This window comes from Streptomyces sp. DH24, from assembly GCF_029813775.1.
Lineage (GTDB): Bacteria > Actinomycetota > Actinomycetes > Streptomycetales > Streptomycetaceae > Streptomyces.
Genome location: NZ_JARVKW010000007.1, coordinates 39,555 through 66,036, shown reverse-complemented (window position 1 = coordinate 66,036; position 26,482 = coordinate 39,555). Strand labels below are relative to the sequence as shown.

The window sequence follows — 26,482 nt, the reverse complement described above, 5'->3', positions numbered from 1 at the left end:
GGAACCCGGCGTCGACCCCGTCGAAAGGGTGCTGCACGTGAGATCCATATGGAACGGAGCCATCTCGTTCGGCCTGGTCAGCATCCCGATCAAGCTGGTCAACGCCACCGAGAGCCACTCGATCTCGTTCCGCCAGATCCACACGGAGGACGGCGGCCGCATCCGCTACCGCAAGTTCTGCGAACTGGAGGACCGCGAGGTCACGACCTCCGAGATCGGCAAGGGCTACGAGGACGCGGACGGCTCGATCATCCCGATCACGGACGAAGACCTGTCCCACCTGCCGCTCCCGACGGCCAGGACCATCGAGATCGTGGCGTTCGTGCCGGCGGACCGCATCGACCCGCTCCAGATGGACGCGGCGTACTACCTGGCGGCGAGCGGAGCGCCGGCGGCCAAGCCGTACACGCTGCTCAGGGAGGCGCTCAAGCGCAGCCACAAGGTGGCGATCGCCAAGTTCGCGCTGCGCGGCCGGGAACGCCTGGGCATGCTGCGCGTGGTCGGCGACGCCATCGCGATGCACGGCCTGCTCTGGCCGGACGAGGTGCGCGCTCCGGAGGGCGTGGCCCCCGACACGGACGTCACGGTCCGCGACAAGGAACTCGACCTGGCGGACGCCCTGATGGACACCCTCGGCGAGGTGGACCTGGAGGACCTGCACGACGAGTACCGCGAGGCGGTCGAGGAGGTCATCGCCGCGAAGGCCGCGGGCGAGGCACCCCCCGAGTCCCCGGAACCGGCGACCGGCGGCAAGGTCCTGGACCTCATGGCGGCACTGGAGAGCAGCGTCCGCGCGGCGAAGGAGTCGCGGGGCGAGGAGGCCGAGGTCCACGACCTCCCGCAGCGCAAGCGGTCCGCGTCCCGCGCGGCGCCGAAGGAGACGGGCACGAAGAAGTCGACGTCGACGGCGAAGAAGACCGCGGCGAAGAAGGCGGCTGCGAAGAAGACGACGGGGACGAAGGCGACGGGGGCGAAGAAGTCGACGGCGGCATCGGCGTCGTCGTCATCGTCGTCATCGTCGGGCAAGGGCGGGACGACTAAGAAAGCGGCGGCAACGAAGAAGACACCGGCGAAGAAGGCCGCACCGCGCAAGCGCTCGGCATGACGCGGGACGGCGGGAACCGCGGGATCGCGGGTATCACGGGCGGCGGATCGGCTCGGAACGGAAGGAGGATCGCATCCGCAAATAAAGGACACACAAAGTCATATCCACAAGTACCGGAACAGAAATCGATAAGTGCGCAGCGCAACCCCGGGGTGTAACGCAACGGCGACAGCCGGACGCAGAAGAAGGGGAGAGAAGCCGAACATCCCCGTCCCCCATGCGTCAGATCGGATTCCCCGTGAGCGGCATTGACCCGGTACCCGGACACCAGACCTACGACCAGCAGCCCGCGCGCCCCGAACGCCCGCAGCGCGACAACCAGGCGACAGCACGCCGCGCAGCCCTGACGATCTGCACGATCGCGGACATCGCGGCCGGCTTTTTGGGCCTGTGGATCGTGCTGTACCTGCTGGACGCGAACCAGGCCAACGCGTTCGTCGATTTCGTCCACGGCACGGCCGACTGGCTGTCCGGATGGGCACAGGACATTTTCACGATGGACACGGAGAATTTGCGAGTCGCCCTCAATTACGGCCTCCCGGCGGTCGTCTATCTCCTCGTCGGCCACGGAATAGCGGCCCGCCTCAACCGCGCCTGACGGCACGGGGCCTGTGCGACAGCGAAAGGAAGAAACGGCACCGTGACAAGCACGACCACCGAAGGCAACCACCCGCCGATCTACGAGGACCTGATCCGCGAACTCGGCGACGCGGTGACAGCGGCCCAGGAGGCAGCGGCCCGAACCCAGCACCAGGCGGCGGAACTTCTGGGCCCTCAGCGCGCCCCGCACCGCAGTGGGGATGGGCAGGCCCCTCGCCATCACTGAGAGGCGATGCGCCGGCTGCCACCGCCCGCTGTCGAGTCGACCGTCGTTTCACCTTGGCCGGATGGGTGGTGGTCGGCGCGGGGCTGCCCTGGTAGGGCGGGACCAAGATCCGTGCAGCGCGGTCGTGGCGGGTGAACGTGGGCCGGCAGGAAGAAGTCGTCTCGGACTCCGGAGCGAGCCCTGTCATGCAAGTCGGCGCCGCCATCGGCCCCTTCACGGAGCAGTGCGGCCGGCGACGTTCCCGCTGGGGTCGTCGGCCAGAGCGATCACTGCCGTGATGCGTTTGCCGACCGGTTCACGGTGGACTTCATAGCCCTGGCTGACGGCGAGGGTGATTTCCAGGCCGTGCCGCCCGACGCGCTGCGGGTCGGTGGCGGCGACGTCCGGCAGGACCGGGTCGCTGTCCCACACCGTTACCCGTACCGCACCGTCAACGATCTGCAGATCGAGCATGACCGGTCCGGGCGCGTACTTCACCGCGTTGGTGACCAGTTCGCTGACCACCAGCTGTGTCATGCCCAGCGCCCGCTCGGACACCGGCAGCCCGTGCACGGCCTGCACGTCGGTGAGGAAGTCGGCGGCCAAGTGCCGCGCTGCGCCGATGCAGGAGGAGTCACCGTCGTAGGCGGCCGACGCCGACGGCGGATGGCTGTCTCCTCTCCGCTGCCCCTCATGCCCCGCGGTCTGCCCCATGCGCCCTCATATGATCGCCACAAGAAATTCACGCCGTCTCCCGGGCAGCATGGCACGGCTGCTCGTCGGCTGCCCCGCACAAGGACGATTCAGGCCGACCGCACACAGGGGGTGGTCGACACCGCGCTGCGGCGTACGCTTGCGTGGCGGTGGCCGCGCAACGGCGCGTTCCCACCTCGGACGGGCCGGAGACGGTATGAGCCGGGCCCGGATCAAGGTCACAGGCGGGAGATGCCCTCGGCCCGCTGTGCCGGTGTCATCGCCGGGGACCGTGCCAGTCCAGGATGAGGGCGGTGGCGTCGTCCTTGAGGTTGCCCCGGCAGGCATCCAGTACCGCGGCCGTCAGCGTGCGGACGGCCTCCCTGGGATGCGAGGAGCGGGTGTCGCGCACGAGAGAGGCCAGGTCGACAGCTGCGGCGCCGCGTTCCTGCATGCCGTCGGTGAGCAGGATCAAACGGTCGCCGGGGCGCAACTGAAGCTCCTGGAGCTCGTAGGAGATGGGCGCCGCCACACCGAACGGCAGGTTGACGGCGAGCTTGACCTCCTCGACCTCGGCGGCGCCGTCCCGCAGACGCAGAGGCCAGGGATGTCCCGCGTTGACCAGCTCGCAGGTGCCCGTCTCAAGGCGGACGCACAGCAGTTGTCCGGTGGCCAGTCCGCGACCGTGGGCCAGCAGGGCGTCGTGGGCGCGCTGGGCCTGCTGGAGCGCGTCGCAGCCACTGCGGCGGGCGCCGCGCAACGCACCCATGACCAACGTGGCCAGCAGGGCGGAGTCGGTGTCGTGGCCCATGGCGTCGGTGATGGACAGGTGCAGTGTGTCCCGGTCGAGGGTGTAGTCGTAGGTGTCGCCGCCGATGTCGTCGGCCGGGACCAGTCCTGCGGCGAGGGTGAACTGGGGGGCCTCGCAGCAGGAGGCGGAAGGAAGCAGCTGGTGCTGGATCTCGGCGGCCAGGCTGGTCCGGGTGGTGCGTCGGCCCGCGTGGTACAGGTCGGTGAAGCGCCGGTCCGTGACGATGATGTAGGCCAGCGCGTGGGCCGCGTCGCTGATCTGTCCGAGCACGGTGTCGTCGGCGTACTGCAGTGTCACCTCCAGCACACCGATGCAGTCACCGCGATTGGTCACCGGCGAGATCACGCGCCGCCCGCCCTGGCCGTCCGGTTCCACATGCTGGCGCTGCCTGCGGAGAACCGTGTTGTAGACGGTGCCCTCCAGACCGATCCGCTCGGCGCCGTCCGCCCTGTCACCCTCGGCCGGCGCGGTCAGGCGCAGCAGCCGCTGCCCCATGAGATCGACGAACAGGAACGACACACGCTCCGCCCCGAAGCGCTTGCGCAGGTCGTGTGCGATCACGCCGACGGACTCCCCGGGCGGTGCGGCCTCCGCGGCGGCCAGAAGCTCGCCCAGTTCCAGGTCTCCACCCTCCACGGCAACCTCCTATCCGATGTCGCCACGTATTCCCCGGCTTTCGCCGACCTCACCTGGTACGGCCATCACCCCAGGTCACGGCGTCCTCCCCACTGGCCGGTCCCTCGGCACGACGCGAACGGCGCGCCCCCGGCCCGCCTTCGCCGCCGTTGCACCCGCAGGCCGGTCACCTCCAGGCCCGTCCGGGAAGTCGCTGGGTGCTGCTGGAGCCGGAGTTGAATCCGCCGGCCCATACGGTGCCGGCGGAACATCGGTGGATCGAGTTCTCCGACGGCCGGGTGGCGGTCTACGCGGTGTGTCCGCCGGATCAGTCCCAGCGGTGCCGTACCGGAGCACCGGCTCGCCTGCCCGGCACGGCCTCTGCCGGATCTGCGGCCGTGGCTGACACGAGCCCCCGAGGGGAGAACGCGCGGCAGGCAAGGCCCCGACATTCAGCCGCTCCGAGCGGCACACGCCTGCACATACGCGAAGACCCCGGCCTCAGCGTTTCCGCTGGTGACGGGGTCTTTGGGCACCTCATACAGGGTGCCCCCGGCAGGATTCGAACCTGCGCACACGGCTCCGGAGGCCGTTGCTCTATCCCCTGAGCTACGGGGGCGTGTCGCGGCGTTGGGTGTTGCTCGCGGCGACGGGTGAAACACTACCAGCTCCGCCGGGGTGGTCATGAACGGGTTTCCCGCACGTCGGGCGGTTCTCGGCCCCACGTCGGCCTCGGTGCTTCCGCCGCCCGTCCCTACCGCCCCCTATCGCCCTCGGGGCCCCGCCGCCCCGGCATCCGGTGCCCCCAATCGCGTCAGCCCGCCGTCCCCTCGTCCCCCGCAGGGGGTGGAAGTGGGGAAAACCCGGACGCGCTGACCGGTCTCGACCTACTCTCGAGTTGTGCCAGGCGCTTCGGGCCGGGTCCTCGTTGTGGACGACAACAAGGTCATCCGGCAGCTGATCAGGGTCAATCTCGAGCTCGAGGGCCTCGAGGTCGTGACCGCGGCCGATGGTGCCGAGTGTCTTGAAGTCGTCCATCACGTGCGGCCCGACGTTGTCACCCTCGACGTCGTCATGCCCCGGCTCGACGGCCTCCGGACCGCCGCCCGGCTGCGTGCCGATCCGCTCACCCGTGATCTTCCCCTCGCCATCGTCAGCGCATGCACGCAGTTCGAGGTCGAGGCCGGCCTCGACGTCGGCGTCGACGCGTTCCTCGCCAAGCCCTTCGAGCCCGCCGAGCTCGTCCGCGTCGTGCGGCGGCTGGTCGAGCGGAACGGGCAGCGGGGGATCCGTGGGGGTGGTTCGGCGGGCGACGCCGGCGGCTCATCCGGGTTCGGGAGCGTGCTCGGGGCCGGGGAGGCCGAGCCCGCCGGTAGCTGACGGCAGTCGGCGACGCAGTCGGCGCCGTAGCCGGTGCCGCAGCTGTCGTCGGCCGACGTCGTTCGGTCCCGCGGTGTCAGTAGCTCGATACGCCACGCCCGCGCGCGCCGCAGTTCGGTACGCCACGCCCGCGCGCGCCGCGCCGGCTCGTCGCGGCATGGCTGTCGGGTCCCCTCCGTCCACATCCCGGACCCTCCCCCAAACCGGTTCGCATACCCACCCCCCTCCTCCCATACGCTTGTCCCGTGACCCCCGTCGAGCTCTCCCGCACCGTGCTGCACGCCGTGCGTCGTGCTGTCGACGGGGGAGAGCTGAGCGTGACCGTTCCTGAGCGGGTCGTGGTCGGGCCTCCCGGGCCCGGTGGGTGTGGTGACTACGCCACCAACGTCGCCCTCCGGCTCGCCCGGCCCGCCGGACAGCCGCCCCTCCGTGTCGCCGGCATCCTGCGCGCCCATCTGCTCGACCTCGGCCCCGGGCACGCCATCGAGGACGTGGTCGTCACCCCTCCGGGGTTCATCAACATCCGGCTGTGCGACACCGCACCCGCCCTGCTCGTCGAGGAAATCCTCCGGCTCGGTGCGCGGTACGGGCACGCACACGAGCACCGTGCCGGGGGTGCCCTGCCCGACGGGCACGCCGCCCCCACCCGCCTCTCACTGCACGCCCCCCGTGAGATCCGCGCCCTCGTCGTCATGGACGTCGCCACCCGCCTGCTGCGGGCCCAGGGCGCCGACGTGCGGGTCGCCTGCGACGCCCCGCCCGAGGCCGAGTGGCTCCGCACGCTCGGCCTCGACCTCGGCCCTCACGAGGTGCGGCAACCGCTCGACGGCGACATCCGCGTCCGGCCCGTCCCCGCCCCCGCCGACCCCACCTCCCTCGGCCGTGACGCCGCGCGCTGGGCGCTGCTGTACCCCGCGCCCCACGACCGGCCCCGCATCGGCGAGGAGCATCTCGTCCAGCGTGAGAGCAACCCGCTCTTCCGCGTGCGGTACGCCCACGCCCGTACCCGCGCCCTCCTGCGCAACGCCGCCGACCTCGGTTTCACCCCCGAGCCCGGCCCCCTGGCCAACCCCGGCGGCAGCGCCGGGACAGCCGCCACGGCACCAGGCCACACCCCCGGCCCCGCCCTCACCGCAATCACCGCCCCCACCCCCCTCCTGACCTCCCTCGCCGACCACCCCCGCATCCTCCGCGTCGCCGCCACCGCGTACGCGCCCGATCGTCTCGCCCGGCACCTCGTCGACGTTGCCGATGCCGTGCTGTCCTTCCTTCCCGTCGTGCTGCCCGTCGGTGAGGAGAAACCCTCGGCCGCCCACCGTGCCCGGCTCGCTCTTGCCGAAGCCGCCGGGACGGTGCTGGCCGGCGGCCTGTCCCTGCTCGGCATCGACGCACCCGACCACCTCTGAGACGTAGAGAGTTACCGGAGAAATGAGCCGTTCCGCACACCCCGCCGGGCCCCGTCACGCCGACGTCCTTCCCGAGGGGCACTACACCGCCCCGCCCACCGATCTCAACGCCCTCGACGCCAACGTGTGGGCGCAGACCGTCACGCGTGACGAGGACGGTGTCCTCGTCGTCGGCGGCATCCCCGTCACCCGGCTCGCCGAGGAGTTCGGCACGCCCGCCTACGTCCTGGACGAGGCCGACTTCCGGGCCCGGGCCCGGGCCTGGCGTACCGCCTTCGGGCCGGACGCCGATGTCTTCTACGCCGGCAAGGCGTTCCTCTCGCGTGCCGTCGTGCGGTGGCTGAACGAGGAGGGGCTCAATCTCGACGTGTGCTCCGGGGGTGAGCTGGCCACCGCCCTGTCCGCCGGGATGGACCCCGAGCGGATCGCCTTCCACGGCAACAACAAGGACGCGGGGGAGATCCGGCGGGCCGTCGGGGCCGGGGTCGGGCGGATCGTGCTCGACTCCTTCCAGGAGATCGTGCGCGTCGCCCACATCGCCCAGGAGCTCGGCAAGCGGCAGCGCGTGCAGATTCGCGTGACCGTCGGCGTGGAGGCGCACACGCACGAGTTCATCGCCACCGCGCACGAGGACCAGAAGTTCGGCATTCCGCTGGCCGGCGGGCAGGCCGCCGAGGCCGTGCGGCGGGCGTTGCGGCTCGACGGTCTCGAGCTCATCGGGATCCACTCGCACATCGGGTCGCAGATCTTCGACATGTCCGGGTTCGAGGTCGCCGCCCACCGCGTCGTCGGACTGCTGAAGGACATCCGGGACGAGCACGGTGTCGAGCTGCCCGAGATCGACCTCGGTGGCGGGCTCGGCATCGCCTACACCCGCGACGACGACCCCCGCGAGCCGCACGAGATCGCCAAGGCGCTCAACGAGATCGTGGTCCGTGAGTGCGAGGCCGCCAGGCTGCGCACGCCGCGCATCTCGGTCGAGCCGGGGCGTGCCATCGTCGGGCCCACCGCCTTCACGCTGTACGAGGTCGGCACGGTCAAGCCGCTCGACGGGCTGCGCACGTACGTCTCCGTCGACGGCGGCATGTCGGACAACATCCGCACGGCGCTCTACGACGCCGAGTACACCGTCGCGCTGGCCTCCCGGGTCTCCGAGGCGCAGCCGATGCTGACGAGGGTGGTCGGCAAGCACTGCGAGAGCGGTGACATCGTGGTGCGGGACGCGTTCCTGCCGGCCGACCTGGCACCGGGTGACCTGATCGCGGTGGCGGCGACGGGCGCGTACTGCCGGTCGATGGCCAGCAACTACAACCACGTGCCGCGCCCGCCGGTGGTCGCCGTGCGCGAGGGCGAGGCCCGGCTGATCGTCCGACGGGAGACGGAGGAGGATCTCCTGCGTCTCGACGTGGGATGAGAGGAGCCCACCCGGGTTCCGCCTGGCCAAGGAAGATCTTCGGTCTTCCCGGCCACCACAATGAAATAGACGTCTCACGATCCGGACGAGGCGCAGGAAGTCCCGTCCGGTGAGTGAGACTGGTTGAACCGTATTCGCGTATTCGGTATGTGAGGAAACGAGGTCGGATGATGCGTACGCGTCCGCTGAAGGTGGCGCTGCTGGGCTGTGGAGTGGTCGGCTCAGAGGTGGCGCGCATCATGACGACGCACGCCGACGACCTCGCGGCCAGGATCGGGGCGCCCGTGGAGCTCGCGGGCGTGGCGGTCCGCAGGCCGTCCAAGGTGCGCGAGGGCATCGACCCCGCCCTCATCACCACCGACGCCACCGCCCTCGTCAAACGCGGTGACCTCGACGTGGTCGTCGAGGTCATCGGCGGTATCGAGCCCGCCCGCACGCTCATCACGACCGCCTTCGAGCACGGCGCCTCCGTCGTCTCCGCCAACAAGGCCCTGCTCGCCCAGGACGGCGCCGCGCTGCACGCCGCCGCCGAGGAGCACGACAAGGACCTCTACTACGAGGCCGCCGTCGCCGGTGCGATCCCGCTGATCAGGCCGCTGCGCGAGTCCCTCGCCGGCGACAAGATCAACCGGGTCATGGGCATCGTCAACGGCACGACCAACTTCATCCTCGACAAGATGGACTCGACGGGCGCCGGCTACCAGGAGGCCTTGGACGAGGCCACCGCCCTCGGGTACGCCGAGGCCGACCCGACCGCCGACGTCGAGGGCTTCGACGCCGCCGCGAAGGCCGCCATCCTCGCCGGGATCGCCTTCCACACGCGCGCGCGGCTGGACGACGTCTACCGCGAGGGCATGACCGAGGTCACCGCCGCCGACTTCGCCTCCGCCAAGGAGATGGGCTGCACCATCAAGCTGCTCGCCATCTGCGAGCGGGCCGCGGACGGTGCGTCGGTCACCGCGCGCGTGCATCCCGCGATGATCCCGCTGAGCCACCCGCTGGCCAGCGTCCGCGGCGCGTACAACGCCGTGTTCGTGGAGTCCGACGCCGCCGGGCAGCTCATGTTCTACGGCCCCGGCGCCGGAGGCGCGCCCACGGCCTCCGCCGTGCTCGGCGATCTGGTCGCCGTCTGCCGCAACCGGCTCAGCGGCTCGACCGGCCCCGGCGAGTCCGCGTACGCCGCGCTGCCCGTGTCGCCCATGGGCGACGTCGTCACGCGCTACCACATCAGTCTGGACGTGGCCGACAAACCGGGTGTCCTCGCCCAGGTGGCCACCGTCTTCGCCGAGCACGGCGTGTCCATCGACACGGTTCGGCAGCAGGGCAAGGACGGCGAGGCCTCCCTCGTCGTGGTCACCCACCGTGCGTCCGACGCCGCCCTCAGCGGGACCGTCGAGGCGTTGCGCAAGCTCGACACCGTGCGTGGTGTCGCCAGCATCATGCGGGTTGAAGGAGAGTAACCAGCAATGACCCACCAGTGGCGCGGAATCATCGAGGAGTACCGGGACAGGCTGCCGGTTTCCGACACCACGCCGGTCGTGACGCTCCGCGAGGGCGGCACGCCCCTCGTGCCCGCGCAGGTGCTCTCCGAGCGCACGGGCTGCGAGGTCCACCTCAAGGTGGAGGGCGCCAACCCGACCGGGTCCTTCAAGGACCGCGGCATGACCATGGCCATCTCCAGGGCGAAGGAGGAGGGGGCCAAGGCCGTCATCTGCGCCTCCACCGGCAACACGTCGGCCTCCGCCGCCGCGTACGCCGTGCGCGCCGGGATGGTCTGCGCCGTCCTCGTACCGCAGGGCAAGATCGCGCTGGGCAAGATGGGCCAGGCCCTGGTGCACGGCGCGAAGATCCTCCAGGTCGACGGCAACTTCGACGACTGCCTCACCCTGGCGCGCGGGCTCAGCGACAACTACCCCGTGGCGCTGGTCAATTCGGTCAATCCGGTCCGTATCGAGGGGCAGAAGACGGCCGCGTTCGAGATCGTCGACATGCTCGGCGACGCGCCCGACATCCACGTCCTGCCGGTGGGCAACGCGGGCAACATCACCGCCTACTGGAAGGGCTACACCGAGTACGCGGCCGACGGCGTCGCCACGCGGACCCCGCGCATGTGGGGCTTCCAGGCCTCCGGTTCGGCGCCCATCGTGCGCGGCGAGGTCGTCAAGGACCCGTCCACGATCGCCACCGCCATCCGCATCGGCAACCCGGCCTCCTGGCAGTACGCCCTGGCCGCGCGCGACGAGTCCGGCGGCGCCATCGACGAGGTGACGGACCGTGAGATCCTGCGCGCCTACCGGCTGTTGGCCGCACAGGAGGGCGTCTTCGTGGAGCCCGCGTCCGCCGCGTCCGTCGCCGGTCTGCTGAAGGCCGCCGAGCAGGGCAGGGTCGACCCGGGGCAGAAGATCGTGTGCACCGTGACGGGCAACGGCCTGAAGGACCCGGACTGGGCCGTCGCCGGCGCTCCGCAGCCGGTCACCGTCCCGGTCGACGCGGCCACCGCGGCCGAGCGGCTGGGCCTGGTCTGAGAGCCGGTTCGCGTACGACGCACACGGCCGCGTCGGACGCGTAAGACGGCGCTTACCTGGGGAAGTCTCCCTACGGGGGGTGCACAGGGGGCTTGCGACACGCATCGTGCGCCTCCTGTGCGCCCTATGTCGCCACAGAACCTTCCTTCGATAGGCTGTACCGAACCCGCCCGCCGCACCTGCCGCGGTGCCGCGCTGTCCACGCGGCCGGAAGTGGCCGGTCACCCGGCCGGCGACGCGGCCCCCGGGTTCTCGTACGCCATCGGATGCCGATCGAACGTCATTCGACAGTCACGCAGCTCAAGGAGAGTCAACGAGCGATGGCCGGTCCAGCCTTCCGCGCCGCCGCCGTCCGGGTGCGCGTCCCCGCCACCAGCGCCAACCTCGGGCCGGGCTTCGACGCCCTCGGCCTCGCGCTGGGGTTGTACGACGACGTGGTCGTCCGGGTGGCCGACTCCGGGCTGCACATCGACATCGCGGGTGAGGGCGGCGAGACCCTCCCGCGCGACGAGAACCACCTGCTCGTACGCTCCCTGCGCACCGCCTTCGACGTCCTCGGCGGTCAGCCGCGCGGGCTGGAGATCGTCTGCGCCAACCGCATCCCGCACGGCCGCGGCCTCGGCTCCTCCTCGGCCGCCATCTGCGCCGGGATCGTCGCCGCCCGCGCCGTGACCATAGGCGGCGAGGCCCGCCTCGACGACGCGGCGCTCCTGGAGCTCGCGACCGAGATCGAGGGCCACCCGGACAACGTGGCGGCCTGTCTGCTCGGCGGTTTCACCCTGTCGTGGATGGAGGCCGGCGCGGCCCGCGCGATCAGGATGGAACCGGCCGATTCCATCGTTCCGGTGGTTTTCGTGCCCGGGAAGCCGGTGCTCACCGAGACCGCCCGCGGCCTGCTGCCGCGTTCCGTCCCGCATGTCGACGCCGCCGTCAACGCGGGCCGTGCCGCCCTGCTCGTCGAGGCCCTCACCCGGCGCCCCGAACTGCTGCTGCCCGCCACCGAGGACCGCCTGCACCAGGAGTACCGCGCCCCCGCCATGCCCGAGAGCGCGGCGCTGGTCGAGCGGCTGCGGTCGGTCGGCATCCCGGCGGTCATCTCCGGCGCCGGACCCACGGTCATGGCGCTGGCCGACGCCGGGACCGCCGACAAGGTCGAGGCGCTGGCCGGCGACGACTGGGCGGCGAACCGGCTCGGCCTCGATCTGCAGGGAGCGAGCGTGCTGCCGCTTGCGACCTGACACACGGTTGCCGGATTTCGAGAGGGGGAATGTTTGTTGGATCCGGTAGTGTTAATCTCAAGTCTGCACCCGACCCCACCATGGCGAGGTGCCTCGTGTCCCCGTCCGGGACAGACATTCTTCCGGAAGCCCCCCAAGTCGCCCTGTGTTTCCTACCTCGTATGCGGGCAGTACGCGGTACGTGAGCACTGAGCGGCCCGCCGGGCACGCTCCGGAGCAGGTGCGACCACGCCACGTGACACTCGGTGCCACGGCTCGAGGAAGCGCCATCACCAGAAATCTCTTCCGCCGCTTTGGCGGACCACCGCCCCGGCACGGTCACGCAGAACAGGACCGTAGCCGGACAGCACAACCGGTCGCCGAGCCAGACAGGCCGACGTCCGCTCCAGGGAAGGACCCTTCGTGAGCGACACCACCGATCTGATGGGCGCACGTGTCGAGGAGACCGCTGCCGCGCCCGCCACGGACGCCTCCGCGCCTGCCACCGGTGCCGGCTCCCGGCGGCGCCGCGGTACCGGCCTCGAGGGCATGGTGCTGGCCGAGTTGCAGCAGGTCGCATCCGGCCTCGGCATCAGGGGCACCGCGCGTATGCGCAAGAGCCAGCTGATCGAGGTCATCAAGGAGGCGCAGGCGGGAGGTGGAGCCGCCCCGGCCGCCAAGGCCGACGACGCCGCAGAGGCCAAGCCGAAGCGCCGGACCACCTCCCGGGCGCGCACGGGCGACGAGGCCGCCGCCGAGAAGAAGGCGCGGAAGCAGGCCGAGGCCCCCGCCGAGCAGGCTCAGCAGCAGATCGACATCCCCGGCCAGCCCGCCAGCGACGACGCCCCGGCCGAGCGCCGCAGGCGCCGCGCCACGGCCGACGCCGGTGCTCCCTCGGGCAGCGCCGAGACGGTCGCCGCCGAGGCGAAGGGCGAGCCGAAGGCCGAGACGCCGGCCCAGCAGCCCCAGCAGCCCCAGCAGGGCGACGCCAAGACCGACAACCGCGCCGACAGCAAGGGTGACGGCGGCGAGGGCGGCGAGGGCCGCCGCCGGGACCGCCGGGAGCGCGGTCGTGACCGCGACCGTGACCGGGACCGCGATCGTGACCGGGACCGCCGCGGCAAGGGCGACGACCAGCAGAACCAGCAGCAGGGCCAGCGTCAGCAGGGCGGTGGCGGCGGCCGGCAGCAGGACGACGACGACTTCGAGGGCGGCCGCCGCGGCCGTCGTGGCCGCTACCGCGACCGCCGTGGCCGTCGTGGCCGCGACGAGATCGCGTCCGAGCCGCAGATCAACGAGGACGACGTCCTGATCCCGGTCGCGGGCATCCTCGACATCCTCGACAACTACGCCTTCATCCGGACCTCCGGCTACCTGCCCGGCCCGAACGACGTGTACGTCTCCCTCGCCCAGGTCCGCAAGAACGGCCTGCGCAAGGGCGACCACATCACCGGCGCGGTGCGTCAGCCGAAGGAGGGCGAGCGCCGCGAGAAGTTCAACGCGCTGGTCCGCCTCGACTCCGTCAACGGCATGGCGCCCGAACACGGCCGCGGCCGACCGGAGTTCAACAAGCTCACCCCGCTGTACCCGCAGGACCGCCTCCGCCTGGAGACGGACCCGGGCGTGCTCACCACCCGCATCATCGACCTCGTGTCGCCGATCGGTAAGGGCCAGCGCGGCCTGATCGTGGCCCCGCCGAAGACCGGCAAGACCATGATCATGCAGGCGATCGCCAACGCGATCACGCACAACAACCCCGAGTGCCACCTGATGGTCGTCCTCGTCGACGAGCGTCCGGAAGAGGTCACCGACATGCAGCGGTCGGTGAAGGGCGAGGTCATCTCCTCGACCTTCGACCGCCCGGCCGAGGACCACACCACGGTCGCCGAGCTCGCCATCGAGCGGGCGAAGCGCCTGGTGGAGCTGGGTCACGACGTCGTCGTGCTGCTCGACTCCATCACGCGTCTGGGCCGTGCCTACAACCTGGCCGCCCCGGCCTCCGGCCGCATCCTGTCCGGTGGTGTCGACTCGACCGCCCTGTACCCGCCGAAGCGCTTCTTCGGTGCGGCCCGCAACATCGAGGACGGCGGCTCGCTGACCATCCTCGCCACCGCGCTGGTGGACACCGGGTCCCGCATGGACGAGGTCATCTTCGAGGAGTTCAAGGGCACCGGCAACGCGGAGCTCAAGCTCGACCGCAAGCTCGCCGACAAGCGCATCTTCCCGGCGGTGGACGTCGACGCGTCCGGCACCCGCAAGGAAGAGATCCTGCTCGCCCCCGACGAGCTCGCCATCGTCTGGAAGCTGCGCCGGGTGCTGCACGCCCTTGACCAGCAGCAGGCGGTCGAGCTGCTTCTCGACAAGATGAAGCAGACGAAGTCGAACGCCGAGTTCCTGATGCAGATCCAGAAGACGACGCCGACGCCCGGCAACGGCGACTGACGTCCTGGGTTTTTCGAGTGGCCGTCCTGTTCGCAGGGCGGCCACTTTGTTTGTCCTCGGACAGGTGTACGATCACGCTGCTTCGGGCTGTTTTTCCTCGCGTGCCCGAACTTCTGATCCCGAGGGGGGACTTGAGTGGGTACCGCCATGTCTGGGGGCGGGCGTCACAGACGCCGGATTCGTATCGCCCTGCCCGTCGCGGCGGCCGGGGTCGCCGCCGCCGTCGCCGCGACGCTGCTGTCCTCGTCCGCGGGCGCCGCCACCGCGCTTCCGCGGCCCACGGTGAAGCCCGCCACCAGCGCGCCCACGCTCGCCGAGCTGGAGCGGCGCGTCGCGGGTGCCGTCGCCGGTGACGACACCGCCGGCCGGACCGGCAAGCAGTCGCTGAGCACGAGCAGCGACAGCCCCACCGTCGACGCCAAGATCATCGGCGGTACGACGACCGGCATCACGTCGGCGCCCTGGATGGCGCAGCTCTGGTACTACGACGACCGGGGCACCACCGCCGAGACGGACGACATCGGCTTCTTCTGCGGCGGCGCCGTCGTCGCCCCGACGAAGATCCTCACCGCCGCGCACTGCGTGAAGAACTACGACTGGCACGCCAACGGCGCGATCGTCACCGGCACCGCACAGCTGCCGACCACGGACAGCGCGGGCAACACCGACCTGCACGGCGGCACCGTCACCGGTGTCTGGCGGCAGTGGAACCACCCGTCGTACAGCGCGAGCACCATCGACAACGACATCGCGGTCCTGACGCTGCCGAACCCGGTCAGGGCGACGCCGATCCGGATGACGACGTCCGGTGACACCGCCTCGTACGCGGCCGGCACCGGCGCCAAGATCTACGGCTGGGGGCGCACCAGCTCCACCAGCGACGACGTCTCCGACACGCTGAAGACGGCCACGCTGCCGATCCAGTCGGACAGCACCTGCGCCGGCTACTACGGCGCCGACTTCGTCAAGGGCCACATGGTCTGCGCGGGCAAGCCCGCCACCGGCTCCGACGCCGGCACCACCTCGGCCTGCAACGGCGACTCCGGCGGCCCGCTGGTCGTGAACAACCGGATCGTCGGCGTCGTGTCGTGGGGCGTGCAGGACTGCGTCGCCAAGGGCGCCTACAGCGTCTTCGCGAAGGCGAGCACGTACGTCGGCGCGACGTACCCGCGCGTCGACGACACCAACATCAGCGGCGACCACAAGGCCGACCTGTGGGTGCGCGAGTCGAGCACCCGCACCGGCTACTCGAAGGACTCCAAGGGCACCGGCTTCGCCGCCCGCGAGTCCTGGGGCGACTGGACCGGCGTCAACGTCGTCCTCCAGACCGACCTCGACCGCGACGGCTACGAGGACCTCGTCTACCGCGTCGCCTCCACCGGCGACGTGTACTGGACGCACTACGTCCACTCCAGCGGCTCCTGGTCGACCAAGCAGATCGCCGACAACTGGAAGACCCGCACCCGCATCGTCGTCCCCGGTGACGTCAACGGCGACTACCTGCCCGACCTGCTCTCGGTCGACTCGGGCGGCTACCTGTGGCTGTACCCCGGCAAGGGCAACGGCACCTTCGCCTCCCGCGTGAAGGTCAGCTCCGGCTGGAACCAGTACAACTCGGTGCGCGGCCACGGCGACTTCACCGGCGACGGCAAGGCCGACCTGATCGCCCGCAGCAAGAGCAACAGCTACGTGTACCTGTACAAGGGCACCGGCAAGAGCGGCACCGGCGCGTTCTCCTCCCGGATCAAGGTCCGCACCTGGAGCGGCTACAACGCCTTCGACGCGGTCGGCGACATCACCGGCGACGGCAAGGCCGACTTCCTGGCCCGCACCTCCGGCGGCACGCTCTACCTCTACAAGGGCACCGGCAAGGCCACCAGCGAGATCTTCGCCACAAGGATCTCCGTCGGCACCGGTTTCCAGCGCTACGACCTCTGGGGCTGAAGCCCCAGGTGAGCGCGGCTCTCCGAAGGTGATCCGCAACGCTCTGTGTCCACCGGGCCACATGGTGGGCACAGAGCGTTGTGCAACCCTGTGCGCCGGTTCCCCGTCCGAACCCACGAGGGCGACGATGGAGAGGTGGCACCGACGCCCGCCCCGGGCCTGGAACCGAATGCAGGGGGTAACCGACCGGACGAGAGCCGAGGAGCACATGTCTGCCGAGAGCACGCCGGACCGTCCCGGTACAGCGGGAGAGACCGGCACCACGGGCCGGCGCCACCGCGCCGGGGGCCGCCGCCGCAAGCCCCGCGGCAGGCGCCGCAAGGGCCTGCTGATCACGGCCTGGGTCGCGGCGGGCATCGTCGTCCTGGGCGGCACCGGCGCCGGGTACCTGTACTTCAAGCTCAACGGCAACATCAACAGCGTCGACATCGACCAGGTCCTCGGCACCGACCGGCCCGAGAAGGCCGACGACGGCTCCCAGAACATCCTCGTCCTCGGCTCGGACACCCGGGCCGGCAGCAACAAGAAGGTCGGCGGCGGCACCGACGACGGCACCGCCCGCTCCGACACCGCGATGGTCGTGCACGTCTACCAGGGCCATGAGAAGGCCAGTGTGGTCTCCATCCCGCGGGACACCCTGATCGACCGCCCCGAGTGCACCGACGGCGACGGCGAGACGCACGACGCCGCCGACGACGTGATGTTCAATTCCGCCTACTCCACCGGCGGCGCGGCCTGCGCGGTGAAGACCGTCGAGGCCATGACCGACCTGCGCATGGACCACTACCTGGAGGTCGACTTCGCCGGCTTCCAGAAGCTGGTCGACGAACTCGGCGGCGTCGAGGTCACCACCACCGCGGACATCGACGACCCCGACAGCCACCTGAAGCTGAAGGCGGGCACCCACCGGCTGACCGGCGAGCAGGCCCTCGGCCTGGTCCGCACCCGGCACGGCGTCGGCGACGGCTCCGACCTCGGTCGCATCCAGCTCCAGCAGGCCTTCGTCAAGGCCCTGGTCGCGCAGGTCAAGGACGTCGGCGTCTTCACCAGCCCCAAGAAGCTGTACGACCTCGCCGACACCGCCACCAAGACGGTCACGACCGACTCCGGCCTGGGCTCGGTGAACTCCCTGATGTCGTTCGCGAACGGGCTGAAGGACATCACCCCCGCGAACATGCACATGATCACGATGCCGGTCCAGTACGACCCGGCCGACCCCAACCGCGTCCTGGTCCAGGAGAAGAAGTCCCAGCAGGTCTGGCAGGCCCTGAAGAACGACAGACCGATCCCCGCGAAGGCGACCGCGGGCACGGCGGCGGGCGAGGCCAAGGGCGTGGTCACCCGCTGAAGGGGCGCGGGCGACCGTACGGGAGGCCCGTGAGGGCCCGCGAGGAATAGCAGGCGGCAACCCCCGGTTTTGGGAGAGGACGCCAGTCCTGGCAGACTGGTACGTCGGCTCCGGTTCACGCTCCCGCATCCCGCGGCGGCGACCCGGCGCCCTCCCGGAACCTAGGAGACACCTTGAAGCGCGACATCCACCCCGAGTACGTCGAGACGCAGGTCAGCTGCACCTGTGGCGCGTCGTTCACCACCCGCAGCACGATCCAGTCCGGCGCCATCCGGGCCGAGGTCTGCTCCGAGTGCCACCCGTTCTACACGGGCAAGCAGAAGATCCTCGACACCGGTGGCCGCGTGGCCCGCTTCGAGGCCCGCTTCGGCAAGGCTGCCGCCGGCTCCAAGAAGTAGCGAGCCCCAGACCGCCGGTCCACGGCCGTGCCCCTCGTCAGGGGCGCGCCGGGACCGGCGTTTTTGGTCGCCCGCCCTTCCCCCTCACCGCAGTATCAGGAGCCCAAGATGTTCGAGGCCGTCGAGGAACTCGTCGCCGAGCACGCCGACCTGGAGAAGAAGCTCTCCGACCCGTCGGTCCACTCCGACCAGGCCAACGCGCGCAAGCTGAACAAGCGCTACGCCGAGCTCACCCCGATCGTCGCCACGTTCCGCTCCTGGAAGGAGACCGGCGACGACATCGAGACCGCGCGCGAACTGGGCGCCGACGACCCGGAGTTCGCCGCCGAGGTCAAGGAGCTGGAGAAGCACCGCGACGAGCTCACCGAGAAGCTCCGCCTGCTGCTCGTCCCGCGCGACCCGAGCGACGACAAGGACGTCATCCTGGAGATCAAGGCGGGCGCGGGCGGCGACGAGTCCGCCCTGTTCGCCGGCGACCTGCTGCGGATGTACCTGCGCTACGCCGAGCGCGTCGGCTGGAAGACCGAGATCATCGACGCCACCGAGTCGGAGCTGGGCGGCTACAAGGACGTCCAGGTCGCCGTGAAGACCAAGGGCGGCCAGGGCGCCACCGAGCCCGGACAGGGCGTGTGGGCGCGCCTGAAGTACGAGGGCGGCGTGCACCGCGTGCAGCGCGTGCCGGCCACCGAGTCGCAGGGCCGCATCCACACCTCCGCCGCCGGCGTCCTCGTCACGCCCGAGGCCGAGGAGATCGACGTCGAGATCAACCCGGGCGACCTCCGCATCGACGTGTACCGGTCCTCCGGACCCGGCGGCCAGTCCGTCAACACCACCGACTCCGCCGTGCGCATCACGCACATTCCGACCGGAGTCGTCGCCTCCTGCCAGAACGAGAAGAGCCAGCTGCAGAACAAGGAGCAGGCGATGCGTATCCTGCGCTCGAGGCTGCTCGCCGCGGCGCAGGAAGAGGCGGAGAAGGAGGCCGCCGACGCCCGCCGCAGCCAGGTCCGTACCGTCGACCGCTCCGAGAAGATCCGTACGTACAACTTCCCGGAGAACCGCATCTCGGACCACCGTGTCGGCTTCAAGGCGTACAACCTGGACCAGGTCCTGGACGGCGACCTCGACGCGGTGATCCAGGCGTGCGTCGACGCGGACTCGGCCGCCAGGCTCGCAGCCGCGTAACCCACGTACGAGCACTTCGGAGGACTTGCGTGCAGCAACATTTTGGGGGGCGACCCCCAAGCCCCCGCAGCGTGCTGCTCGCGGAGGTGGCCCGGGCCACCCAGCGGCTCGCCGACGCCGGCGTGCCCTCGCCGCGCACCGACGCCGAGGAACTCGCCGCGTTCGTGCACGGCGTCAAGCGCGGCGAGCTGCACACCGTGAAGGACTCCGACTTCGACGCCCGCTACTGGGAGGTCGTCGCACGCCGCGAGGCCCGCGAACCCCTCCAGCACATCACCGGCCGCGCCTACTTCCGGTACCTGGAACTCCAGGTCGGGCCGGGGGTGTTCGTGCCGCGTCCGGAGACCGAGTCGGTGGCCGGCTGGGCGATAGACGCGGTACGCGCCATGGACGTCGTCGAGCCGTGCATCGTCGACCTGTGCACCGGCTCCGGCGCCATCGCGCTCGCCCTCGCCCAGGAGGTGCCGCGCTCCCGCGTGTACGCCGTCGAGCTGTCCGAGGACGCGCTGCGGTGGACCCGCAAGAACGTCGAGGGCTCCCGGGTCGAACTGCGCCAGGGCGACGCCCTGACCGCGTTCCCCGACCTCGACGGCCAGGTGGACCTGGTCGTCTCCAACCCGCCGTACATCCCGCTCACCGAGTGGGAGTACGTGGCACCCGAGGCGCGCGACCACGACCCGGAGATGGCCCTGTTCTCCGGCGAGGACGGCCTCGACCTGATCCGCGGCATCGAACGCACCGCGCACCGGCTGCTGCGCCCCGGCGGAGTCGTCGTCATCGAGCACGCCGACACCCAGGGCGGCCAGGTGCCGTGGATCTTCGCCGAGGACCGCGGCTGGACCGACGCCGCGGACCACCCCGATCTCAACAACCGCCCGCGGTTCGCGACCGCCCGCAAGGCGCTGCCGTGAGCACCCGCAGGACCACACCCCCGCAGCACGTGTACGAGGAGGCCCGCTAGACATGGCACGGCGATACGACACCAATGACGCGACCGACCGCGTGACCGGTCTGCGTGAGGCAGCGTCCGCCGTCCGCCGGGGCGAGCTCGTGGTGCTGCCGACGGACACGGTGTACGGCATCGGCGCCGACGCGTTCTCCGCGGAGGCCGTCGCCGACCTGCTGGACGCCAAGGGCCGCGGGCGGAACATGCCCACGCCCGTCCTCATCGGCTCCCCGAACACGCTGCACGGCCTCGTGACGGACTTCTCCGAGCTGGCCTGGGAACTCGTCGACGCCTTCTGGCCGGGGGCGCTCACGATCGTCGCCCGGCACCAGCCGTCCCTCCAGTGGGACCTCGGCGACACCCGCGGCACGGTCGCCGTACGCATGCCGCTGCACCCGGTCGCCATCGAGCTGCTCACGGAGGTCGGCCCGATGGCCGTCTCCTCGGCGAACCTCACGGGTCACCCGTCCCCCGAGAACTGCGACGCCGCGCAGGAGATGCTCGGCGACTCCGTCTCCGTCTACCTGGACGGCGGCCCGACCCCCGGCAACGTCCCGTCCTCGATCGTCGACGTCACCCGCGAGGTGCCGCTGCTGCTGCGCGAGGGCGCGATCCCGGCCGACGAGCTGCGCAAGGTGGTACCCGACCTCGAGGTGGCGAATTGACAGCCCCTGAGGCGGGGCGTGGCATAGGCAACGGGGACCAGACGGGGGACTTCGACCACCCCCGCGACACCTTCCGCATCCTCCACGTCAGCACCGGCAACGTGTGCCGCTCACCGATCACCGAGCGGCTGACCCGGCATTTCCTGGCGGACCGGCTCGGCGACCCGATGGGCGGCGGGCTGATCGTGGAGAGCGCGGGCACCTGGGGCCACGAGGGCGCGCCCATGGAGGCCAACGCGGAGGCCGTGCTGGCCGACTTCGGCGCGGACGCCTCCGGCTTCGTCGGCCGGGAACTCCTCGACGAGCACGTGATCCGCGCCGACCTGGTGCTGACCGCGACCCGCGACCACCGCGCCCAGGTCATCTCCATGGGCCACTCGGCGGGCCTGCGGACCTTCACGCTGAAGGAGTTCACCCGCCTGGTGAAGGCGATCGACCCGGCGACCCTGCCGCCGATCGAGGACGGCGTGGTGGAACGCGCCCGCGCCCTGGTGCGCGCCTCGGCCGCGCTGCGCGGCTGGCTGCTGGCCCCGACGGCCGAGGCGGACGAGGTCTACGACCCCTACGGCGCGCCGCTGACGTTCTTCCGGTCCATCGGCGACGAGATACATCAGGCACTGGACCCCGTCGTGACGGCTCTGACGGGCGTGACGGCCAGGACGTAGCAACGCGGGCGCGAGTGACCACCCGGGCCTACATTGGACGTACGTGAGGCGAACGAGCCACACATCGCGACGCCCGGAGCCCGACATGACGGTCACCCCTGCCATCGAGGCCGACGTCCTGCGCCGCCAGGACCCCGAGCTCGCCGACGTGCTGCTGGGCGAGAGCGAGCGGCAGGCGACGACGCTCCAGCTGATCGCCGCCGAGAACTTCACCTCGCCGGCCGTGCTGGCGGCGCTCGGCTCGCCGCTGGCCAACAAGTACGCGGAGGGCTATCCCGGCGCCCGGCACCACGGCGGCTGCGAGATCGTGGACGTCGCCGAGCGCCTCGCCGTGGAGCGGGCCAAGGCCCTGTTCGGCGCCGAGCACGCCAACGTCCAGTCCCACTCGGGGTCTTCGGCGGTGCTCGCCGCGTACGCCGCGCTGCTGCGCCCCGGCGACACCGTGCTCGCGCTGGGCCTGCCGCACGGCGGGCACCTCACGCACGGCTCGCCCGCGAACTTCTCCGGCCGCTGGTTCTACTTCGTCGGCTACGGCGTGGACGCGGAGACCGGCCTGCTGGACCACGACCAGATCCGCGCCCTGGCCCGTGCGCACCGCCCGAAGGCGATCGTGTGCGGATCGATCGCCTACCCGCGCCACATCGACTACGCGTTCTTCCGGGACGTCGCCGACGAGGTGGGCGCTTACCTGATCGCGGACGCGGCGCATCCCATCGGGCTGGTGGCCGGGAAGGCGGCGCCCAACCCGGTGCCGTACGCCGACATCGTGTGCGCGACCACGCACAAGGTGCTGCGGGGGCCGCGCGGCGGGATGGTGCTGTGCGGCAGCGAACTGGCCGAGCGCGTCGACCGGGCGGTGTTCCCCTTCACCCAGGGCGGTGCGCAGATGCACACCATCGCCGCGAAGGCGGTGGCGTTCGCGGAGGCGGCGACGGAGGACTTCGTCCGGTACGCCCACCAGGTCGTGACCAACGCCCGGATGCTGGCCGTCGCGCTGGCCGCGGAAGGGCTGGCCGTGACCACCGGCGGCACGGACACCCACCTGCTGACCGCCGACCCGGCCCCGCTCGGCGTCGACGGCCGTACCGCGCGGGGCCGGCTGGCGGCGGCCGGGATCGTGCTGGACTGCTGCGCGCTGCCGCACGACGACACCCGTGGCCTGCGGCTGGGCACGGCCGCGGTGACCACGCAGGGCATGCGGGAACCCGAGATGGCGCGCGTCGCGATGCTGCTGGCGGGGGTGCTGCGGGGCGACCTGGAGCCCGCGAGGACGCGTGAGGAGGTGCGGGAGCTGACCGCCGGTTTCCCGCCGTATCCGGCCTGAACCGGGTGGCGCGGCCGGGCCGGACCGGTGCCGGGAGCGGCCGGACGGGGTGCCGTGACCGGGCGGTGCCGGGGTAGGCGCACTGGCGTGCACAGCCATACGTGCAACCATCGTCGCTACCCGGAAGTCCTCACCCATATGCGTGCCTCGCTAGGGTGTGGGGCTGGAATGGCCAGCGAGACCTGTGGGGAAGCCCGTGCGTGAATACCTGCTGACGCTCTGCATCACGGCCGCGGTGACGTATCTGCTGACAGGGCCGGTACGGAAGTTCGCGATCGTGGCGGGAGCGATGCCGGAGATCCGGGCACGGGACGTGCACCGGGAACCGACTCCGCGGCTCGGCGGGATCGCCATGTTCTTCGGACTGTGCGCGGGCCTGCTGGTGGCGGACCACCTGACCAACCTGAGCGAGGTCTTCGAGAACTCGAACGAGCCGCGCGCGCTGCTGTCCGGCGCGGCCCTGATCTGGCTGATCGGCGTCCTGGACGACAAGTTCGAGATCGACGCCCTGATCAAGCTGGGCGCGCAGATGATCGCGGCGGGCGTGATGGTGGTGCAGGGTCTGACGATCCTTTGGTTGCCCGTTCCGGGGGTTGGCTCAGTAGCACTCACCCAGGGGCAGGGCACTCTGCTGACGGTCGCGCTGGTGGTCATCACTATCAACGCAGTCAACTTCGTAGACGGCCTCGATGGCCTCGCGGCGGGTATGGTATGTATCGCGTCGGCCGCGTTCTTCCTTTACGCATACCGGATCTGGTACTCGTACGGCGTCGAGGCCGCTGCTCCCGCCACGCTGTTCTCGGCGATCTTGATGGGCATGTGCCTGGGCTTCCTGCCGCACAACATGCACCCGGCGCGGATCTTCATGGGGGACTCAGGCTCCATGTTGATTGGTCTCGTACTTGCGGCTGGCACGATCTCTGTAACTGGTCAGGTTGATCCGGACGCGCTCAATCTGTACGTCGGCTCTGAGAAGGAAGCCGTACATCAGACAGTGCCTGTTTACATCCCCTTGCTACTTCCGCTGACCATCATCGCGATCCCGGCCGCCGACCTGATCCTGGCGATCGTGCGGCGCACCTGGCAGGGCAAGTCGCCGTTCGCGGCGGACCGCGGCCACCTGCACCACCGACTGCTGGAGATCGGCCACTCCCACAGCCGCGCGGTGCTGATCATGTACTTCTGGTCGGCGCTGATCGCGTGCGGGGCGCTGGCCTACTCCGTCAACTCGGCGTCCATGTGGATCGTCCTCGGCATCGTGTTCCTCAGCACGATCGGCCTGGTGCTGCTGCTCCTGCCGCGCTTCACGCCGCGGGCCCCGCGCTGGGCGTACCGCTTCGTGCCGCCGCGGTACCGGCGTCCGACGGTCGCCGAGGAGGCGGAGCCCGCGCCGGAGCACACGCACCCGGCGGCGGCCGAGGAGGAGGAGCGCCCGAAGGTGGGCGCCGGCATCAGCGTCAACGGCGCCACGGCCATCGGGGCCCGGTCGCACCCAAGGTAAGAATCTGACTAGAGCATTGCCAAGTCGTGAGACGGTGATGGGGGTGCAAAGCCCCCATTACCAGACAAGCTCCCCGGGATTCTGCACAGACGCGCGCGTTCACTCTCATGTGTGACAGTGAGCACAGCAGGTAGGTAAAGACCTCATCAAATAGTTTGTGATACCGTTCACGAGAACCCCGGATAGAGCCGAAGGGCCGCAGTGCGACGGCCCATTGGTGTGAGGTCTTCACACTCAGCCCGGGGACTACGCTCGTCCATGACGACACCCTGCCCCCTGTGAAAGCGGAGTTGCCGCCATGCCGTCCAATGACGTCCGGAACCTTCTGCAGTGCGCTGTGCCCACAGCCGCTGCCGGTGCGGTTGCCGTCGCCGTCAGCGGTGCGGTGTCCGGGGGCAAGGGTGCGCTCGGTGCGGCGGTCGGGGCGGTGCTGGCCATCCTGTTCATGGGAATCGGCCTGTACGTCCTGCAGTGGACGGCCAAAACGCTTCCGCAGCTGTTCCAGGCCATGGGGCTGATGCTCTACGTCGCCCAGCTCCTGCTGCTTCTGATCTTCGTCGCCCTCTTCAGGGACACCTCACTCTTCAACGCGAAGGCGTTCGCGCTTTCGCTCGTGGTCGCGACCGTCGTGTGGATGGCCGCGCAGGCTCGGGCGCACATGAAGGCCAAGATCTTCTATGTCGATCCGGAGCCCGCGAAGGGTGACAAGCCCGAGAAGACGGGGCCGTCGTCGTGACGAGTAGGGGCGCGATAAAGAGCATTCAGAAGTCCTGCTATCGTCCGGTGCCAACTGCGGCATCGCGGGCGCGGGCATCCGAGCTGACGCCTGCTCATTCGCGAGGCTCGAAGCCCTTCAGCCGCCCCCACATCCGTAACACCTGTCCGGTGCCGACCCGCGGCTGCGTGCCGCGCCGACACAACGAGGTTGCCGTACCTATGCGTCACGCCGAAGGAGCCCGCGGTGAGTGCTGACCAGACCCAGCTCGCCTTTGACTGGAGCTGTCGGATCATGTCCGACAACGGGTGTGGTTTTCCGGCTCCGGGCCTGCACTCGTTCCTCTTCCAGCCGATCGCCACCGTCGGCGGGTTCGAGTTCAACAAGGTGATGCTGCTCGCGCTCATCACCACCCTCCTCGTCGTCAGCTTCTTCTGGGCGGCCTTCGGCAAGGCCAAGGTGGTGCCGGGCAAGCTCCAGATGATCGGTGAGGCCGGCTACGACTTCGTCCGCCGCGGCATCGTCTACGAGACCCTCGGCAAGAAGGAGGGCGAGAAGTACGTCCCCTTCATGGTCTCGCTGTTCTTCTTCATCTGGATCATGAACATCTGGTCCGTGATCCCGCTGGCCCAGTTCCCGGTGTCGTCGATCATCGCGTACCCGATGGTGCTCGCGGCGATCGTCTACATCCTCTGGATGTCGCTGACCTTCAAGCGCCACGGCTTCGTGGGCGGCTTCAAGAACCTGACCGGCTACGACAAGTCGCTCGGTGCGGTGCTGCCGCTCGTCGTGATCATCGAGTTCTTCTCGAACACCCTGGTCCGGCCCTTCACGCACGCCGTGCGACTCTTCGCGAACATGTTCGCCGGCCACCTGATGCTGGTCATGTTCACCGTCGCCTCCTGGTACCTGCTCAACAGCTGGATGATCCCGGCGGCCGGCGTCTCCTTCGTCATGACCATCGTCATGATCCTCTTCGAGCTTTTCGTGCAGGCCGTCCAGGCGTACGTGTTCGTGCTCCTTGCCTGCTCGTACATTCAGGGCGCTCTCGCCGAGCACCACTGAGCACAACCCCCTACGCCCCAAGACGTCCGGTGGCCAACCCCCGCCGGTCCATGAAAGAGAAGGAAGAATCAGCATGGCTGCCACTGAGACCCTCGCCGCTGTCACCGGTTCGCTCGGCTCCATCGGCTACGGCCTCGCCGCCATCGGCCCCGGCATCGGCGTCGGCATCATCTTCGGTAACGGCACCCAGGCCCTGGCCCGTCAGCCCGAGGCCGCCGGTCTGATCCGTGCCAACCAGATCCTTGGCTTCGCCTTCTGTGAGGCGCTCGCCCTCATCGGCATCGTTATGCCGTTCGTGTTCGGTAAGTGATCA

24 protein-coding genes, 1 tRNA gene and 1 pseudogene are annotated in these 26,482 nt (G+C 70.3%); 23 read left to right on the top strand and 3 right to left on the bottom strand.

Annotation, left to right across the window (positions count from 1 at the left end; genetic code table 11):
• The first annotated feature begins 37 nt into the window (after window positions 1-37).
• The 3 genes from QC282_RS07845 (at window position 38) to QC282_RS07835 (ending at window position 1,931) form a co-directional block, all read left to right on the top strand.
• Window positions 38-1,105: a Ku protein gene (locus tag QC282_RS07845; RefSeq protein WP_279548501.1), complete on the top strand. Its 1,068-nt coding sequence runs from the start codon at window positions 38-40 to the stop codon at window positions 1,103-1,105.
• 238 nt (window positions 1,106-1,343) lie between these two features.
• The gene (locus tag QC282_RS07840) at window positions 1,344-1,703 is read left to right on the top strand and encodes a hypothetical protein (RefSeq protein WP_279548500.1); all 360 of its coding nucleotides are present in this window, start codon (window positions 1,344-1,346) and stop codon (window positions 1,701-1,703) included.
• Between the two features lie 42 nt (window positions 1,704-1,745).
• Window positions 1,746-1,931 (top strand): hypothetical protein, encoded by a 186-nt coding sequence (locus QC282_RS07835; protein WP_279548499.1) that lies wholly within the window; start codon window positions 1,746-1,748, stop codon window positions 1,929-1,931.
• Window positions 1,932-2,144: 213 nt separating this feature from the next.
• Here QC282_RS07835 and QC282_RS07830 read toward each other — a convergent pair whose 3' ends face one another.
• Window positions 2,145-2,624, bottom strand: a complete 480-nt coding sequence (locus QC282_RS07830; protein WP_279548498.1) for an ATP-binding protein — start codon at window positions 2,622-2,624, stop codon at window positions 2,145-2,147.
• A gap of 256 nt (window positions 2,625-2,880) precedes the next feature.
• On the bottom strand, window positions 2,881-4,050 hold the full coding sequence (locus QC282_RS07825) for a PP2C family protein-serine/threonine phosphatase (protein WP_279548497.1): 1,170 nt from the start codon (window positions 4,048-4,050) through the stop codon (window positions 2,881-2,883).
• Between QC282_RS07825 and QC282_RS32400 the strand changes: the two are divergent.
• Window positions 3,966-4,406 (top strand): annotated as a pseudogene (locus QC282_RS32400) (DUF6083 domain-containing protein); the annotation flags it as partial. The gene QC282_RS07825 and the pseudogene QC282_RS32400 sit on opposite strands and share 85 nt — an antisense overlap.
• A gap of 170 nt (window positions 4,407-4,576) precedes the next feature.
• Here the strand turns inward: QC282_RS32400 and QC282_RS07820 are convergent.
• Window positions 4,577-4,648 (bottom strand) — tRNA-Arg (locus QC282_RS07820).
• A gap of 281 nt (window positions 4,649-4,929) precedes the next feature.
• On the opposite strand from QC282_RS07820, the gene QC282_RS07815 reads away from it, so the two are divergent.
• The 19 genes from QC282_RS07815 (at window position 4,930) to atpE (ending at window position 26,479) form a co-directional block, all read left to right on the top strand.
• Window positions 4,930-5,409 carry a response regulator gene (locus tag QC282_RS07815; protein WP_279548496.1) on the top strand — a complete coding sequence of 160 codons (480 nt, stop codon included), beginning with the start codon at window positions 4,930-4,932 and terminating at the stop codon, window positions 5,407-5,409.
• 245 nt (window positions 5,410-5,654) lie between these two features.
• Window positions 5,655-6,815, top strand: coding sequence for an ArgS-related anticodon-binding protein NrtL (gene nrtL, locus QC282_RS07810; RefSeq protein WP_279548495.1), 1,161 nt, complete (start codon window positions 5,655-5,657; stop codon window positions 6,813-6,815).
• Window positions 6,816-6,837: 22 nt separating this feature from the next.
• Window positions 6,838-8,229 (top strand): diaminopimelate decarboxylase, encoded by a 1,392-nt coding sequence (gene lysA / locus QC282_RS07805; protein ID WP_279548494.1) that lies wholly within the window; start codon window positions 6,838-6,840, stop codon window positions 8,227-8,229.
• A gap of 170 nt (window positions 8,230-8,399) precedes the next feature.
• Window positions 8,400-9,689 carry a homoserine dehydrogenase gene (locus tag QC282_RS07800; RefSeq protein WP_279548653.1) on the top strand — a complete coding sequence of 430 codons (1,290 nt, stop codon included), beginning with the start codon at window positions 8,400-8,402 and terminating at the stop codon, window positions 9,687-9,689.
• A gap of 6 nt (window positions 9,690-9,695) precedes the next feature.
• Window positions 9,696-10,754 (top strand): threonine synthase, encoded by a 1,059-nt coding sequence (gene thrC / locus QC282_RS07795; protein WP_279548493.1) that lies wholly within the window; start codon window positions 9,696-9,698, stop codon window positions 10,752-10,754.
• A 320-nt stretch (window positions 10,755-11,074) separates the two neighbouring features.
• On the top strand, window positions 11,075-11,992 hold the full coding sequence (thrB, locus tag QC282_RS07790) for a homoserine kinase (protein ID WP_279548492.1): 918 nt from the start codon (window positions 11,075-11,077) through the stop codon (window positions 11,990-11,992).
• A 402-nt stretch (window positions 11,993-12,394) separates the two neighbouring features.
• Window positions 12,395-14,413, top strand: a complete 2,019-nt coding sequence (gene rho, locus QC282_RS07785) for a transcription termination factor Rho (RefSeq protein ID WP_279548491.1) — start codon at window positions 12,395-12,397, stop codon at window positions 14,411-14,413.
• 147 nt (window positions 14,414-14,560) lie between these two features.
• Window positions 14,561-16,357, top strand: a complete 1,797-nt coding sequence (locus QC282_RS07780; RefSeq protein ID WP_279548652.1) for a trypsin-like serine protease — start codon at window positions 14,561-14,563, stop codon at window positions 16,355-16,357.
• 208 nt (window positions 16,358-16,565) lie between these two features.
• Window positions 16,566-17,705, top strand: a complete 1,140-nt coding sequence (locus QC282_RS07775) for an LCP family protein (RefSeq protein ID WP_279548490.1) — start codon at window positions 16,566-16,568, stop codon at window positions 17,703-17,705.
• 173 nt (window positions 17,706-17,878) lie between these two features.
• Entirely contained in the window at window positions 17,879-18,103 is a 225-nt protein-coding gene (gene rpmE, locus QC282_RS07770) for a 50S ribosomal protein L31 (protein ID WP_189981746.1), read from the top strand.
• 108 nt (window positions 18,104-18,211) lie between these two features.
• Window positions 18,212-19,288, top strand: coding sequence for a peptide chain release factor 1 (prfA, locus tag QC282_RS07765; protein ID WP_279548489.1), 1,077 nt, complete (start codon window positions 18,212-18,214; stop codon window positions 19,286-19,288).
• Between the two features lie 71 nt (window positions 19,289-19,359).
• A complete protein-coding gene (gene prmC, locus QC282_RS07760; protein WP_279548488.1) occupies window positions 19,360-20,199 on the top strand; it encodes a peptide chain release factor N(5)-glutamine methyltransferase in 840 nt (279 codons plus the stop codon).
• A 52-nt stretch (window positions 20,200-20,251) separates the two neighbouring features.
• Window positions 20,252-20,899: an L-threonylcarbamoyladenylate synthase gene (locus QC282_RS07755; protein ID WP_279548487.1), complete on the top strand. Its 648-nt coding sequence runs from the start codon at window positions 20,252-20,254 to the stop codon at window positions 20,897-20,899.
• A complete protein-coding gene (locus tag QC282_RS07750; RefSeq protein ID WP_279548486.1) occupies window positions 20,896-21,564 on the top strand; it encodes a protein-tyrosine-phosphatase in 669 nt (222 codons plus the stop codon). Before QC282_RS07755 ends, QC282_RS07750 begins: the two co-directional genes overlap by 4 nt.
• 85 nt (window positions 21,565-21,649) lie before the next feature.
• Complete coding sequence (gene glyA / locus QC282_RS07745) at window positions 21,650-22,888, top strand: serine hydroxymethyltransferase (protein ID WP_279548485.1); 1,239 nt, start codon at window positions 21,650-21,652, stop codon at window positions 22,886-22,888.
• A 196-nt stretch (window positions 22,889-23,084) separates the two neighbouring features.
• Window positions 23,085-24,389, top strand: a complete 1,305-nt coding sequence (locus QC282_RS07740) for an MraY family glycosyltransferase (protein WP_279548484.1) — start codon at window positions 23,085-23,087, stop codon at window positions 24,387-24,389.
• A 298-nt stretch (window positions 24,390-24,687) separates the two neighbouring features.
• The gene (locus tag QC282_RS07735) at window positions 24,688-25,125 is read left to right on the top strand and encodes a hypothetical protein (RefSeq protein ID WP_279548483.1); all 438 of its coding nucleotides are present in this window, start codon (window positions 24,688-24,690) and stop codon (window positions 25,123-25,125) included.
• A 273-nt stretch (window positions 25,126-25,398) separates the two neighbouring features.
• Window positions 25,399-26,169, top strand: coding sequence for a F0F1 ATP synthase subunit A (atpB, locus tag QC282_RS07730; RefSeq protein WP_279548651.1), 771 nt, complete (start codon window positions 25,399-25,401; stop codon window positions 26,167-26,169).
• Window positions 26,170-26,242: 73 nt separating this feature from the next.
• Window positions 26,243-26,479: an ATP synthase F0 subunit C gene (gene atpE / locus QC282_RS07725; protein ID WP_279548482.1), complete on the top strand. Its 237-nt coding sequence runs from the start codon at window positions 26,243-26,245 to the stop codon at window positions 26,477-26,479.
• Window positions 26,480-26,482: the final 3 nt, after the last annotated feature.

Bases quoted from the DNA above. Each gene is read 5' to 3' on its own strand.
- prfA (WP_279548489.1), top strand. From the start codon at position 18,212: ATGTTCGAGGCCGTCGAGGAACTCGTCGCCGAGCACGCCGACCTGGAG.
- QC282_RS07780 (WP_279548652.1), top strand. From the start codon at position 14,561: ATGTCTGGGGGCGGGCGTCACAGACGCCGGATTCGTATCGCCCTGCCC.
- QC282_RS07775 (WP_279548490.1), top strand. From the start codon at position 16,566: ATGTCTGCCGAGAGCACGCCGGACCGTCCCGGTACAGCGGGAGAGACC.
- thrB (WP_279548492.1), top strand. From the start codon at position 11,075: ATGGCCGGTCCAGCCTTCCGCGCCGCCGCCGTCCGGGTGCGCGTCCCC.
- thrC (WP_279548493.1), top strand. From the start codon at position 9,696: ATGACCCACCAGTGGCGCGGAATCATCGAGGAGTACCGGGACAGGCTG.
- glyA (WP_279548485.1), top strand. From the start codon at position 21,650: ATGACGGTCACCCCTGCCATCGAGGCCGACGTCCTGCGCCGCCAGGAC.
- QC282_RS07735 (WP_279548483.1), top strand. From the start codon at position 24,688: ATGCCGTCCAATGACGTCCGGAACCTTCTGCAGTGCGCTGTGCCCACA.
- lysA (WP_279548494.1), top strand. From the start codon at position 6,838: ATGAGCCGTTCCGCACACCCCGCCGGGCCCCGTCACGCCGACGTCCTT.
- QC282_RS07830 (WP_279548498.1), bottom strand. From the start codon at position 2,624: ATGGGGCAGACCGCGGGGCATGAGGGGCAGCGGAGAGGAGACAGCCAT.
- atpB (WP_279548651.1), top strand. From the start codon at position 25,399: ATGTCCGACAACGGGTGTGGTTTTCCGGCTCCGGGCCTGCACTCGTTC.
- QC282_RS07755 (WP_279548487.1), top strand. From the start codon at position 20,252: ATGGCACGGCGATACGACACCAATGACGCGACCGACCGCGTGACCGGT.
- QC282_RS07800 (WP_279548653.1), top strand. From the start codon at position 8,400: ATGCGTACGCGTCCGCTGAAGGTGGCGCTGCTGGGCTGTGGAGTGGTC.
- atpE (WP_279548482.1), top strand. From the start codon at position 26,243: ATGGCTGCCACTGAGACCCTCGCCGCTGTCACCGGTTCGCTCGGCTCC.